This is a genomic window from Staphylococcus sp. FSL W8-0305 (assembly GCF_037966415.1).
In the GTDB taxonomy this organism is placed as follows: Bacteria; Bacillota; Bacilli; order Staphylococcales; family Staphylococcaceae; genus Staphylococcus; species Staphylococcus aureus.
On sequence record NZ_CP150198.1, the window covers coordinates 2670737 to 2684978 of the forward strand.

Below are 14242 nucleotides of genomic sequence, written 5' to 3' on the forward strand. Positions count from 1 at the left end.
GAAGATGTGATTTCATATCTTCGACCCTTTTTTGAATTATATTAATTTAAAGATACAAAACATGAGAGTGGGGAAGGAATTGATAAAGAACCATTAAAGATTTATGATGTAGTGGTTCTTTATCATTAAACACAGCTAATGTGTATTTAAAAATAGGAATGGGAGTGGGACAGAAATGATATTTTCGCAAAATTTATTTCGTCGTCCCACCCCAACTTACATTGTCTCTAGAAATTGGGAATACAATTTCTCTTTGTTGGGGCCCCACCGGCAAGGTTGACTAGAATTGAAAAAAGCTTGTTACAAGCGCATTTTCGTTCAGTCAACTACTGCCAATATAACTTCGTAGAGCATAGAACATTGATTTATGTCCCAGCCTGATAAGAAATACTAATTTCTAAAGAAAAAGTATTTCTTTATGTTGGGGCCCCGTCAACTACTGCCAAATATAACACTATAGAGTCTAGACATCGATTTATGTTCGACTCCCAAGAATAGTTTTACTTTTTACAATCATTAATAGATTGCTAAAATCAAAATTTCCTTTCACCACTATCTACAGTCGACGTTTCTTTTTTTGAAAGTAGCTACATTTTTCCATGCCAAGATACTTTATAGTTATGATATTTATGTAAAAAGAATTATATAGTAAGTTAGCTTAAACTTTACTAAAAACGGGTATTAAACTTTGTATCATTATTTAAATTTTTCATGTACAATGTAATACAGTAATCTTATGAGGTGATAAAATGGATTATATCGGACAATATGCAGTTATCCATTTAGTGTTACATGTTGTATGTATTTGTATTGCCTATTGGGCTTTACAATCAATTAGATTAGATCAATTTTTTAAAAAAGGATATGCCACTCAATTACAAGTGTGTATGATATTTGTTGCTATTTTATTAGGCACTGCAGTAAGCAATTTTATTGTAGATTTGTTACAATACTCGACGCAGGTAAAATATTTAATAAAATAAGTCTAACTCTATGATTTGTAATCAAAACTAGATATAATTAAATAATGACTTAAAATAATTTTAAAATAGGGAAATGTAAAGTAATAGGAGTTCTAAGTGGAGGATTTACGATGGATAAAATAGTAATCAAAGGTGGAAATAAATTAACGGGTGAAGTTAAAGTAGAAGGTGCTAAAAATGCAGTATTACCTATATTAACAGCATCTTTATTAGCTTCTGATAAACCGAGCAAATTAGTTAATGTTCCAGCTTTAAGTGATGTAGAAACAATAAATAATGTATTAACAACCTTAAATGCTGACGTTACATACAAAAAGGACGAAAATGCTGTTGTCGTTGATGCAACAAAGACTCTAAATGAAGAGGCACCATATGAATATGTTAGTAAAATGCGTGCAAGTATTTTAGTTATGGGACCTCTTTTAGCAAGACTAGGACATGCTATTGTTGCATTGCCTGGTGGTTGTGCAATTGGAAGTAGACCGATTGAGCAACACATTAAAGGTTTTGAAGCTTTAGGCGCAGAAATTCATCTTGAAAATGGTAATATTTATGCTAATGCTAAAGATGGATTAAAAGGTACATCAATTCATTTAGATTTTCCAAGTGTAGGAGCAACACAAAATATTATTATGGCAGCATCATTAGCTAAGGGTAAGACTTTAATTGAAAATGCAGCTAAAGAACCTGAAATTGTTGATTTAGCAAACTACATTAATGAAATGGGCGGTAGAATTACTGGTGCTGGTACAGACACAATTACAATCAATGGTGTAGAATCATTACATGGTGTAGAACATGCTATCATTCCAGATAGAATTGAAGCAGGCACATTACTGATCGCTGGTGCCATTACTCGTGGCGATATTTTTGTACGTGGTGCAATCAAAGAACATATGGCTAGTTTAGTGTATAAATTAGAAGAAATGGGCGTTGAATTGGAATATCAAGAAGATGGTATTCGTGTACGTGCTGAAGGAGATTTACAGCCTGTTGACATCAAAACATTACCGCATCCTGGTTTTCCAACCGATATGCAGTCACAAATGATGGCATTATTATTAACAGCAAACGGACATAAAGTAGTAACTGAAACTGTATTTGAAAATCGTTTTATGCATGTTGCAGAGTTCAAACGTATGAATGCTAATATCAATGTAGAAGGTCGTAGTGCTAAACTTGAAGGTAAAAGTCAATTGCAAGGTGCACAAGTTAAAGCGACTGATTTAAGAGCAGCAGCAGCCTTAATTTTAGCTGGATTAGTTGCTGATGGTAAAACAAGCGTTACTGAATTAACGCACCTAGATAGAGGCTATGTTGACTTACACGGTAAATTGAAGCAATTAGGTGCAGACATTGAACGTATTAACGATTAATTCAGTAAATTAATATAATGGAGGATTTCAACCATGGAAACAATTTTTGATTATAACCAAATTAAACAAATTATACCTCACAGACAGCCATTTTTATTAATTGATAAAGTTGTTGAATATGAAGAAGGTCAACGTTGCGTGGCTATTAAACAAGTATCAGGAAACGAACCATTCTTTCAAGGGCATTTTCCTGAGTATGCGGTAATGCCAGGCGTATTAATAACTGAAGCGTTAGCTCAAACAGGTGCGGTAGCTATTTTAAATAGTGAAGAAAATAAAGGTAAAATCGCTTTATTTGCTGGTATTGATAAATGTCGTTTTAAACGTCAAGTAGTACCTGGTGATACTTTAACGTTGGAAGTAGAAATCACTAAAATTAAAGGACCAATCGGTAAAGGTAATGCTAAAGCTACTGTCGATGGTCAACTTGCTTGTAGTTGTGAACTTACATTTGCAATTCAAGATGTAAAATAAAACAAAAAACATTCAAAGATTTAATGTGTTGGCATAATCTTTGAATGTTTTTTATTTTACTCTTCTAATTTTTCATCCTTTAACTTTGGTTTAGACTGCATCATTCGATTAAATGATTTTTTTAATTCTTCACCAGATAATCCATCATCAATAAGTTGTTCTAATAAACTTTCAGCATACTGTTGACGTAAAGTGTAAATATGACATTCAAATACGATAGACATTGTTGTTTTAAAATTTTTAATACTTTTCACAGTAGATTCAAATAAAGCTGGATCATTGGCTGGACGCGTGATGACGACACGAATATCCAATAACTGTTCATTGTCTTGATATTCCTTAAATGTTTCATAATGCTCATTAGAAATGACAATTTCAAGCAGCCAACCCGTGCCACTTTCCTCTTTATTAATTATTACGCCATCTTCTAATTCATATTCTATAATTCTGCCGTGTTCATTCACAATTTGAAACCTTACTGCTTTAAAAGTTTTCATATTCCCACATCCCATTAGTTTAATATTTATGATTTTTGAATTATTTAGAAGATTTAAGGTCATTTCATGACTAATTTCTTTAAATATAACAAATAACGAGATGCTATAGCTATTAATTATATAAAATTTGCCATTTTGACCATTTTTAAGCTAGTAATTAAGATATAGGCATAGGAGGTGAATCACACACTACATGCTAAATAAAATCGTAATTGTCGGGAGACTGACGAAAGACGCACAAATATTTGAAAAGGAGGATAGAAAAATTGCAACGTTTTGTGTTGCAACGCACCGAAATTATAAAGATGAAAATGGAGAAATCGTCTGTGATTACTTATTCTGTAAAGCATTTGGCAAGTTAGCTTCTAATATAGAAAGATACACTAATCAAGGTACATTGGTTGGTATAACTGGTCAAATGAGATCAAGAAAGTATGATAAAGACGGACAAACACACTTTGTCACTGAATTATATGTTGAAACAATAAAATTTATGTCCCCTAAATCCCAAAATAATGAAATTCTCTCAGATAGTATTTTAGATATTGACTCTCAAAATATAGATAATCATGACTTATTAGAAATTTAAATCCAATTATCCTAAACATCCTTAATATACATTTAATCCATCCTAAATTTTTTATAGATCTAATTAACTTGAAATATACTCACTTAAAAACGACTTACATGACTAGTACTGTTGTGTAGGTCGTCTTTTTGTGTAGTTTTTCTAATAGAAAATAGACATAGATTGCAAAACGATTACATAAAAAATTGCAAATTAAAAACATTTTTACTGTCATGACAATTCTCGATAGAATCATATCTGAAATTATGGAGGATTCCGTTGTAATCACTGTGTAAAAAACAAGGCTATTTTTTTATTTTGTTGTAACCTGCACGGATTTTACAGATGTTACAGTAGTCTCTGTAAAACTTTTAGAGAAACAAATTACTTGTAGGAGGATTTTAAGATTATGAAGAAAACATTACTCGCATCATCATTAGCAGTAGGTTTAGGAATCGTAGCAGGAAATGCAGGTCACGAAGCCCAAGCAAGTGAAGCGGACTTAAATAAAGCATCTTTAGCGCAAATGGCGCAATCAAATGATCAAACATTAAATCAAAAACCAATTGAAGCTGGCGCTTATAATTATACATTTGACTATGAAGGGTTTACTTATCACTTTGAATCAGATGGTACACACTTTGCTTGGAATTACCATGCAACAGGTGCTAATGGAGCAGACATGAGTGCACAAGCACCTGCAACTAATAATGTTGCACCATCAGCTGATCAATCTAATCAAGTACAATCACAAGAAGTTGAAGCACCACAAAATGCTCAAACTCAACAACCACAAGCATCAACATCAAACAATTCACAAGTTACTGCAACACCAACTGAATCAAAAGCATCAGAAGGTTCATCAGTAAATGTGAATGATCATCTAAAACAAATTGCTCAACGTGAATCAGGTGGCAATATTCATGCTGTAAATCCAACATCAGGTGCAGCTGGTAAGTATCAATTCTTACAATCAACTTGGGATTCAGTAGCACCTGCTAAATATAAAGGTGTATCACCAGCAAATGCTCCTGAAAGTGTTCAAGATGCCGCAGCAGTAAAACTATATAACACTGGTGGCGCTGGACATTGGGTTACTGCATAAGCCATTTATGCATAGCTAACCAATAGTTATATAAGTAACTTTTAGATTGGAATATATCGGGGAATTCTCGATATGTTCCGGTCTTTTTTATTTCGCAAATATATATAATTGTACAGGCTGGGACATAAATCAATGTTCTATGCTCTACGAAGTTATATTGGCAGTAGTTGACTGAACGAAAATGCGCTTGTAACAAGCTTTTTTCAATTCTAGTCAACCTTGCCGGGGTGGGACGACGAAATAAATTTTGCGAAAAAATCATTTCTGTCCCACTCCCAACTGAGCAACAATAATTGAAAATGTTGAAACCGTTTGCTAAGATTAATTTGCAATTGAATACTAAGGAACTACTAGGGGAGCCTAATGATATGGCTGAGATGAACTGTTCAGACCCTTATGACCTGATTTGGTTAGTACCAACGTAGGAAAGTAGTTATTGAAGTGATGGGGCTAGTATAGCAACATTGCCATCAAACTACTTTCATGTTGGAAGTAGTTTTTTTATTTAGGGAGGATTTTTTACAATGGAATTTTCACAAAAATTGTACCAAGCTGCAAAGCCAATCATTAATGATATTTATGAGGATGACTTTATTCAAAAAATGTTATTAGGCAATATACAAGCTGATGCATTACGTCATTATTTACAAGCTGATGCAGCTTATTTAAAAGAATTTACAAACTTATATGCTTTGTTAATTCCAAAAATGAATAGCATGAATGACGTAAAATTTTTAGTAGAGCAAATAGAATTTATGGTTGAAGGTGAAGTACTTGCGCATGATATTTTAGCGCAAATTGTTGGTGAATCATACGAAGAAATCATTAAAACAAAAGTTTGGCCTCCAAGTGGCGACCATTACATAAAACATATGTATTTCCAAGCGCATAGTCGTGAAAATGCTATTTATACAATTGCTGCAATGGCACCTTGTCCATATATTTATGCAGAATTAGCTAAGCGCTCTCAAAGTGATCATAAGCTTAATAGAGAAAAAGATACGGCAAAATGGTTTGATTTTTATAGTACTGAAATGGATGACATAATTAACGTATTTGAGTCATTAATGAATAAATTAGCCGAATCAATGTCTGACAAGGAATTGGAACAAGTAAAGCAAGTATTTTTAGAAAGTTGCATACATGAGCGTCGATTTTTCAATATGGCTATGACACTAGAACAATGGGAATTTGGAGGAAAAGTAAATGATTAAACCTAAAATAGCATTAACCATTGCAGGTACTGATCCAACAGGTGGTGCCGGCGTAATGGCTGATTTAAAATCATTTCATTCATGTGGTGTATATGGTATGGGCGTCGTTACAAGTATTGTTGCTCAAAATACATTGGGCGTACAACATATTCATAATTTAAATCATCAATGGGTAGATGAACAACTTGATAGTGTCTTCAATGATACCTTACCGCATGCTATTAAAACGGGGATGATTGCTACAGCAGATACTATGGAAACGATTCGTCATTATTTAATGCAACATGAATCTATTCCGTATGTAATTGATCCTGTTATGTTGGCGAAAAGCGGTGATTCATTAATGGATAATAACACAAAGCAAAACTTGCAACATACGTTATTGCCATTAGCTGATGTAGTAACACCGAATTTACCAGAAGCTGAAGAAATAACGGGACTAACCATTGATAGTGAAGAAAAAATTATGCAGGCTGGCCGCATCTTTATTAATGAGATTGGTAGTAAAGGTGTCATCATTAAAGGCGGTCATTCAAATGATGCTGATATAGCAAAAGATTATTTATTTACTAAAGAAGGTGTTCAAACATTTGAAAATGAACGATTTAAAACAAAACATACGCATGGAACAGGGTGTACATTTTCAGCAGTTATAACGGCAGAACTTGCAAAAGGTAGACCATTATTTGAGGCTGTACACAAGGCTAAAAAGTTTATTTCAATGAGTATACAATATACGCCTGAAATCGGCCGTGGTAGAGGTCCAGTGAATCATTTTGCATATTTAAAGAAAGAGGGATTAGACGATGAATTATCTAAATAACATACGTATTGAAAACCCATTAACAATTTGTTATACAAACGATGTAGTTAAAAATTTTACAGCGAATGGTTTATTAAGTATTGGTGCGAGCCCTGCAATGAGTGAAGCTCCCGAAGAAGCTGAAGAATTTTACAAAGTTGCACAAGCGCTATTAATCAATATCGGTACTTTAACAGCCCAAAATGAACAAGATATTATTGCGATTGCTCAAACGGCAAATGAGGCAGGCTTACCTATTGTATTTGACCCTGTAGCTGTTGGTGCTTCTACATATCGAAAGCAATTTTGTAAATTATTATTGAAATCAGCGAAAGTATCAGTAATTAAAGGCAATGCATCTGAAATATTAGCGTTGATTGATGATACAGCAACTATGAAAGGTACAGATAGTGATGCTAATCTTGATGCGGTTACAATAGCGAAAAAGGCTTACGCAATATATAAAACTGCAATAGTAATCACAGGTAAAGAGGACGTTATTGTTCAAGGTGATAAAGCAATCGTATTAGCTAATGGATCTCCATTATTAGCACGAGTAACTGGAGCTGGTTGTTTATTAGGAGGCATTATTGCTGGATTTTTATTTAGAGAAACAGAACCAGACATAGAAGCGTTAATTGAAGCGGTAAGCGTATTTAATATTGCTGCTGAGGTAGCTGCTGAAAATGAAAATTGTGGTGGTCCTGGTACGTTTTCACCATTGTTGCTTGATACGTTATATCATTTAAATGAAACAACCTATCAACAACGGATTCGCATTCAAGAGGTGGAATAATATGTTTAACCAATCGTATCTAAATGTGTATTTTATTTGTGGAACCTCCGATGTTCCGAGTCATCGAACTATTCATGAAGTATTAGAAGCAGCATTAAAGGCAGGGATTACACTTTTCCAATTTCGAGAAAAGGGTGAATCAGCTTTAAAAGGAAACGATAAACTTGTATTAGCTAAAGAATTACAGCATCTCTGTCATCAATATGATGTGCCTTTTATCGTTAATGATGATGTATCCTTGGCAAAAGAAATTAACGCGGATGGTATACATGTCGGTCAAGATGATGCGAAAGTCAAAGAGATAGCACAATATTTCACTGATAAAATTATTGGATTTAGTATTAGTGATTTAGATGAGTATGCAAAATCTGATTTAACTCATGTTGATTATATAGGTGTTGGACCAATCTATCCTACGCCGTCGAAGCATGACGCGCATACACCAGTAGGTCCAGAAATGATTGCAACATTTAAAGAAATGAATCCGCAACTACCGATTGTAGCCATTGGCGGTATAAATACTAGTAACGTGGCGCCGATTGTAGAAGCAGGTGCCAATGGAATTTCAGTCATTTCAGCCATTTCTAAAAGTGAAAATATTGAAAAGACTGTTAATCGATTCAAAGATTTTTTTAATAATTAGTTAAATTTTTCCACTTATTGTTTCATACGTACTCATTAATGTGATAGAATAAATCCTATGTGAATATAATGATAGAGGTGGAAAAATGAAGAAAAAAGCGTTACTACCATTATTTTTAGGTATTATGGTCTTTTTGGCTGGTTGTGACTATTCTAAACCTGAAAAACGTAGTGGGTTTTTCTACAATACATTCGTAGATCCAATGAAAAATGTATTGGATTGGTTGGGAAATAACTTATTAAACGACAATTATGGTTTAGCTATTATTATTCTTGTATTGGTAATTCGTATTATTTTATTACCATTCATGTTGTCAAACTATAAAAATAGTCATATGATGCGTCAAAAAATGAAAGTTGCAAAGCCAGAAGTTGAGAAAATTCAAGAAAAAGTGAAGCGTGCGCGTACACAAGAAGAAAAAATGGCTGCAAACCAAGAATTAATGCAAGTATATAAAAAGTATGACATGAACCCGATTAAGAGTATGTTGGGTTGTTTACCAATGCTAATCCAATTGCCAATCATCATGGGATTATACTTTGTACTTAAAGACCAACTTGTAGATGGTTTGTTTAAATATCCACACTTCTTATGGTTCGATTTAGGACGTCCTGATATTTGGATTACAATTATTGCCGGTGTTTTATACTTTATCCAAGCATATGTATCAAGTAAAACGATGCCAGACGAACAACGTCAAATGGGTTACATGATGATGGTCATTTCACCAATTATGATTATCTGGATTTCATTAAGCTCAGCATCAGCACTTGGTTTGTACTGGTCAGTCAGCGCGGCGTTCCTTGTAGTTCAAACACACTTTGCGAACATTTATTATGAAAAAGTCGCTAAAAAAGAAGTACAGCCTTTCATTGAAGCGTATGAAAGAGAGCACAACGGCGGCAGCAATAAAAAAGGCAAAAACACACAAGTAGTGTCTAAAAAGAAAAAGAAATAACCTTAGCAAGTCCAAATAATGTGCCCCCTAAAAGTTGAAGATAATTTTAACTTTATAGGGAGCACATTATTTTTCGCTTCAATAGCGAAACTTAGTGTCACATTATACAATATGTGATAAATAGAAACAGCACTAAGATGATTTCAAATGTGAAAGTCATCCTACTGCTGTTTTTATTTGAAATAATATTAACGAGATTTCACCATGTAAAAAGTGGTTAATAACAGAGTTGCTATTCTTCATTGCAATGTCATCTTGACACAATGATTCATCAGTGTAGCAGTATATGTCGCAACATTTCCACAGCAATTCACAAATACATGTAACAGTGTGAAATAATAACGTCACAACGGCATAATACACATTGCAACGTCCCAACGACATATCATAGAATTGTAACGGCATGGCATCAATACCACGGGCTATGCCACCCATAACACCGCAACGCCACATCATAGCACTACATCAAGACGCATCGTGGTACTAGCACATCAAAGTAGCATGGCATCAACACCAAGCTCCCACAACAACACATCAAAGTAACATGGCATGACACCAAGCTTCCACAACAACACGCTATTACATCGCATCATCATACTACAACTCCAATGTCTAGTCGTGATAATTCCATTCCGTTAAAAACTGTTTCAAGTACATCATCATAAAGTCGTGACGTTCTTTAGCAATCATCTTCGCCGTATCTGTATGCATTAAAGATTCTAACTTAAGTAATTTTTCAAAGAAATGTTTAATTGCAGATGGTGGCAACTGTTCAACTAAATCATCATTAATCTTATCTAGTGACATTTGTTCTGTCCACATAGGTTCACCAAAGTGTCCTGCAAATTGAAATGTTCGTGCAACACCTATAGCGCCTATAGCATCAAGACGATCTGCATCCCTGACAATTTGACCTTCTAAAGATAAAGTGACATGATCGTTTTTACCATTGCGATAGCTCATATTATTAATAATAAATAAAATGTGCTCTTGATCTTCGGTTGATAGTGATAAAGAAGATAAAAATGACTTCAATTCAACATATTGTTTGTTAGCATCTACAACTTTTTCGTCAACGGTATCATGAAGTAAACATGCGAGTTCAATGACTAAAGTATCATTAACACCTTCATTTTCAGCGATTGATTTAGCTAAAGCAGTGACACGATATACATGCGCAATATCATGGCCTGTAAAATCATTTTGATGAATAGATTCCATATATTTTTTGGCTGCACTAATGATGTCTGATTGTTGCATTAAAGTTACACTCCTCATATTTCTATTTTATAAGATAGGTGACAATAATTGTGAAATACCTTCTTTAAATTTAATCCAAAGACTTCGCTTAGCATAACGTGCTTTTGTTAATTCAGAAGATACTGCTAAATCATCTATAAAAGCTTGTTTTAATTTTTTGGCAATTTGTTGGTCATAAATAAAGGCGTTGACTTCGAAATTCAACGTGAAACTGCGATGGTCCATATTAGCTGTTCCAACACTTGCAATTTCATCATCTATAACAAGTGTTTTTGAGTGTAAAAAGCCATTGTCGTAGTGAAATACTTTAACACCGGCATCTAATAAGGATGCTGCATTTTTTAAAGTAGCCCAAAAAACAAACGGATGGTCAGGTTTATTAGGAATCATGATATTGACATCAACACCACCTAATGCCGCAATTTTAATAGAATCTAAAAAGGCTTGATCAGGTATGAAATAGGGAGATTGAATATAAATCGATTTTTTAGCAGATGAAATCATTTTCAAGTAACCATATTTAATCTGTTCCCATTCTTCGTCAGGACCACTAGAAGCTATTTGTACGCCAATCGTTCCGCCAGAATTTACATCTGGGAAATAACGATCATCATAGGAGATGTGGTCACGTGTGGCTTGTGAATTCCAATCTAGAATAAATCGTAATTGCAATGCATTCACTGCATCCCCGACAATTCGTAAATGCGTATCTCGCCAATAGCCGAATTTTTTTGATTTACCTAAGTACTCATCACCAACATTAAAACCACCAACATATCCAATTTGTCCATCTATTACAACAATTTTTCGATGGTTTCGATTGTTCATACGCAAGTTAATTAAAGGTAATTTTGATGGGAAAAATGCTTCAGCATGTCCACCTTTATTGCGAAACGGGTGTAAGCCTTTTTTACGCAGTCCACGAGAACCCATGTCATCATAAAGAATTTTAACTTCTACACCTTGTTCCGCTTTTTTTCCAAGTTCATTTAAAATGGTACGACCTAATTCATCATTTTGAATAATATAGTACTGAAAATGAATATAATCAGTAGCATTACGGATGTCTTGTATTAAGTCATCAAATTTTTCTTGGCCGTCTGTGTATACTTTTAAATCGTTGTCTGTTGTTAAAAATGCTGCGTTATTATATAACAACATTTGAATCATTTCTTTAAATTTTACAATTTGATAATTGGAATTTGAAAAGTTTTCATTTTTTAAAGCGGCTAATTGCTCATCAACGATTAACTCTAATCCTTTTTTATCTTCCTTATCAATTTTGAAAATTTGGTCGCGTTGAATTTGTCGTCCTAATAGTAAGTATAAAATGAAGCCGAATAAAGGCAAGAAAACTAAGACTAGTAACCAAGCCCAGATAGAATTGGCAGAACGTCTTTCCATGAAAATAATGGTAAAGGCGAATAATAAGTTTAAAATAAATGCACCAATAAATATGGAATTTAAAATAATATTAGAATGCTTGAGTGCAATGGATAATAACTCTATCATTTGAAACCTCCCATCGAAAATCTTAAACGAGTAGTATATCTTATTAATTGTATCATGAAGCAATTTAAATATCATGACAATTTAGTTTGAAAAACACACTTTGTGTTGACGTTGTGTTTTATGGGATATAGTATAGTAAGGAATGTAAATGAAGGAGTGAATGCTATGACTGAACAAGATAATGCACATCATTCTGAACAAATAAAAACGAATCTTAAATCACGTTTAAATCGAATTGAAGGACGAGTGAGAGCGATTAATCGCATGATTGAAGAAGATGTCTATTGTGATGATGTCCTTACGCAAATAAGAGCGACACGTTCGGCGTTAAACAGTGTTGCGACAAAGTTATTAGAACAACATATGAAAAGTTGTATTATGAATAAAGTTAATCAAGGTGCTCAGGAAGAGGCAATGGAAGAGTTATTAGTGACTTTTCAAAAATTGATTAAAGACTAAAGGAGTTTAAGATGATACATCAAAATACGATTTACACAGCGGGAATTGAAACAGAAGAACAAGTAAGTCAATTGACAGAACGCATTTCAAATATGATAGGTGTTCATCAAGTGATTATTAATATAATAGACGGTCAGGTAACTGTAGCGTATGAGACACCAGCAAATTTGAATAGTATTGAAAAAGAAATCTATGATGAAGGATACAAAATTGTATTTTAGGGTATAATGTAGAGTGCGCTATAGATTTTAATTTTGAAAATAAATTAAAAATTTTGTAAATGATGTAGTAAAGGTATGTCGAATAGGGTAAGATAATATTGAAAGCGATCCAAACGAGGTGATAATAATGAAACGTCCTGAAAAGATTCAAAATGTAGTCAAACTATTGTCATCATTAGGTGTGAATATTAAAAAAACTAAATCTCGTTTAGACATTATTAATACTTTGCCAGCATCTAATAAAGTAAGTCACGAATTAAAATAATTGACTGTGATTGTGAATCACACACCGTTAAAGCTATCGTCGGACTATTCGATGATAGCTTTTTTGACTGGATTTACTAAAATGAAAGCAAGTAGTATATAACAAAATCCCTCTATAGAGAGGCTGGGACATAAATCCCTAAAAAAACAGCAGTAAGATATTTTTCAATTAAAAAATATCTTACTGCTGTTCTCTATTTATACAATACTTCGTATTGAATGGCTTCGCTTTCCTAGGGTGCCGTCTCAGCCACCCCAACCGGCACATTGTTGTAAGCTGACTATATGTCAGCTTCTGTGTTGGGGCCCCTGTCTTCGACTGGCACTGCTCCCTCAGGAGTCTCGCCATTAATACTACGTATTAACATGTAATTTTACTTTTAAATACTTTAAAAAAATAAGACACTTTGCCCAACTTAAGTCAGGATACAATTTACAAATAGCGACAAATTCTCAATTTGTTTTATCCTATGACCTATTTCAAAACCCAACAGATACTAGAACATTAATTCCGTTTTTAACAATGATTCAAAATCCCTTCGTTATTTACCAGAGTATATTGTAGTTGATGCAGGTTATGGTAGTGAGCAAAACTATATGGCTATTATAGATGATTTTAATAAAACGCCACTTATTACGTATGGCATGTTTATTTAAGATAAAACTAGAAAGTTTAAAAGTGACATTTTCAACACTCAAAATTGGAAATATGACGAACTTAATGATGAATTTATATGTCCTAATAACAAAAGAATAGGTTTTAAAAGATATGCATACCGTAATGATAGATATGGTTTTAAACGAGACTTCAAACTATATGAATGTGATGACTGTTCATCATATTCTTTGAGACATCAATGCATGAAGCCAAATTCGAAATCCAATAAGAAAAATTGATGTAGAGCCTGTTTTTGGATTTATGAAAGCTATTTTGGGTTTCATTCGTATGTCAGTTCGAGGAATAAATAAAGTTAAACGAGAGCTAGGTTTTGTATTAATGGCACTTAATATAAGGAAAATAGCAGCTCAACGAGCTGTACATTATAAAATACATATCAAAAAAGCTAATTTCTATCAAATAATTAATAGAAATTAGCTTTTTTACATTGC

17 protein-coding genes, 1 pseudogene and 1 riboswitch are annotated in these 14242 nt (G+C 33.5%); of the genes and pseudogenes, 14 read left to right on the top strand and 4 right to left on the bottom strand.

Annotated features, from left to right (window positions below; translation table 11 throughout):
- The first annotated feature begins 749 nt into the window (after nt 1-749).
- The 3 genes from NST10_RS13035 (at nt 750) to fabZ (ending at nt 2833) form a co-directional block, all read left to right on the top strand.
- A complete protein-coding gene (locus NST10_RS13035) occupies nt 750-983 on the top strand; it encodes a DUF1146 family protein (RefSeq protein ID WP_000384523.1) in 234 nt (77 codons plus the stop codon).
- Nucleotides 984-1093: 110 nt separating this feature from the next.
- The gene (gene murA, locus NST10_RS13040) at nt 1094-2359 is read left to right on the top strand and encodes a UDP-N-acetylglucosamine 1-carboxyvinyltransferase (protein WP_000358009.1); all 1266 of its coding nucleotides are present in this window, start codon (nt 1094-1096) and stop codon (nt 2357-2359) included.
- Nucleotides 2360-2392: 33 nt separating this feature from the next.
- Complete coding sequence (fabZ, locus tag NST10_RS13045; protein WP_000447678.1) at nt 2393-2833, top strand: 3-hydroxyacyl-ACP dehydratase FabZ; 441 nt, start codon at nt 2393-2395, stop codon at nt 2831-2833.
- Between the two features lie 56 nt (nt 2834-2889).
- Here the strand turns inward: fabZ and NST10_RS13050 are convergent, their stop codons facing one another.
- Nucleotides 2890-3330 (bottom strand): YwpF-like family protein, encoded by a 441-nt coding sequence (locus NST10_RS13050; protein WP_000846746.1) that lies wholly within the window; start codon nt 3328-3330, stop codon nt 2890-2892.
- Nucleotides 3331-3523: 193 nt separating this feature from the next.
- Between NST10_RS13050 and NST10_RS13055 the strand changes: the two genes are divergently transcribed.
- From NST10_RS13055 to yidC, 7 genes are all read left to right on the top strand, one after another.
- A complete protein-coding gene (locus tag NST10_RS13055) occupies nt 3524-3919 on the top strand; it encodes a single-stranded DNA-binding protein (protein ID WP_000932696.1) in 396 nt (131 codons plus the stop codon).
- 388 nt (nt 3920-4307) lie between these two features.
- On the top strand, nt 4308-5003 hold the full coding sequence (gene sceD, locus NST10_RS13060; RefSeq protein ID WP_000752015.1) for a lytic transglycosylase SceD: 696 nt from the start codon (nt 4308-4310) through the stop codon (nt 5001-5003).
- Between the two features lie 342 nt (nt 5004-5345).
- A riboswitch (TPP riboswitch) is annotated at nt 5346-5448 on the top strand.
- 79 nt (nt 5449-5527) lie between these two features.
- A complete protein-coding gene (tenA, locus tag NST10_RS13065) occupies nt 5528-6217 on the top strand; it encodes a thiaminase II (protein ID WP_000396068.1) in 690 nt (229 codons plus the stop codon).
- Nucleotides 6210-7040 (top strand): bifunctional hydroxymethylpyrimidine kinase/phosphomethylpyrimidine kinase, encoded by an 831-nt coding sequence (gene thiD, locus NST10_RS13070; protein WP_000594963.1) that lies wholly within the window; start codon nt 6210-6212, stop codon nt 7038-7040. The genes tenA and thiD overlap by 8 nt, the downstream gene beginning before the upstream one ends.
- Nucleotides 7024-7815 (top strand): hydroxyethylthiazole kinase, encoded by a 792-nt coding sequence (gene thiM / locus NST10_RS13075; RefSeq protein WP_001108496.1) that lies wholly within the window; start codon nt 7024-7026, stop codon nt 7813-7815. Before thiD ends, thiM begins: the two co-directional genes overlap by 17 nt.
- A gap of 1 nt (nt 7816) precedes the next feature.
- On the top strand, nt 7817-8458 hold the full coding sequence (thiE, locus tag NST10_RS13080) for a thiamine phosphate synthase (protein WP_000483150.1): 642 nt from the start codon (nt 7817-7819) through the stop codon (nt 8456-8458).
- A gap of 85 nt (nt 8459-8543) precedes the next feature.
- Nucleotides 8544-9416 carry a membrane protein insertase YidC gene (gene yidC / locus NST10_RS13085; RefSeq protein WP_000725802.1) on the top strand — a complete coding sequence of 291 codons (873 nt, stop codon included), beginning with the start codon at nt 8544-8546 and terminating at the stop codon, nt 9414-9416.
- Nucleotides 9417-9572: 156 nt separating this feature from the next.
- On the opposite strand, the gene NST10_RS13090 is transcribed toward yidC, so the two are convergent.
- The 3 genes from NST10_RS13090 to cls form a co-directional block, all read right to left on the bottom strand.
- Nucleotides 9573-9872: a hypothetical protein gene (locus tag NST10_RS13090; RefSeq protein ID WP_001793952.1), complete on the bottom strand. Its 300-nt coding sequence runs from the start codon at nt 9870-9872 to the stop codon at nt 9573-9575.
- 156 nt (nt 9873-10028) lie between these two features.
- On the bottom strand, nt 10029-10676 hold the full coding sequence (locus NST10_RS13095) for an HD domain-containing protein (protein ID WP_001187612.1): 648 nt from the start codon (nt 10674-10676) through the stop codon (nt 10029-10031).
- 27 nt (nt 10677-10703) lie between these two features.
- Entirely contained in the window at nt 10704-12188 is a 1485-nt protein-coding gene (cls, locus tag NST10_RS13100) for a cardiolipin synthase (protein ID WP_000571560.1), read from the bottom strand.
- Nucleotides 12189-12353: 165 nt separating this feature from the next.
- Between cls and csoR the strand changes: the two genes are divergently transcribed.
- The 4 genes and pseudogenes from csoR to NST10_RS13120 all read left to right on the top strand — a co-directional run.
- Complete coding sequence (csoR, locus tag NST10_RS13105; RefSeq protein ID WP_339210306.1) at nt 12354-12647, top strand: copper-sensing transcriptional repressor CsoR; 294 nt, start codon at nt 12354-12356, stop codon at nt 12645-12647.
- 11 nt (nt 12648-12658) lie between these two features.
- Nucleotides 12659-12868 (top strand): heavy metal-associated domain-containing protein, encoded by a 210-nt coding sequence (locus NST10_RS13110; protein ID WP_000581791.1) that lies wholly within the window; start codon nt 12659-12661, stop codon nt 12866-12868.
- A gap of 127 nt (nt 12869-12995) precedes the next feature.
- Nucleotides 12996-13133 carry an Lmo0850 family protein gene (locus tag NST10_RS13115; RefSeq protein ID WP_000828354.1) on the top strand — a complete coding sequence of 46 codons (138 nt, stop codon included), beginning with the start codon at nt 12996-12998 and terminating at the stop codon, nt 13131-13133.
- 411 nt (nt 13134-13544) lie between these two features.
- A pseudogene (locus tag NST10_RS13120) lies at nt 13545-14228 on the top strand (transposase); the annotation flags it as partial.
- Between the last annotated feature and the right edge of the window lie 14 nt (nt 14229-14242).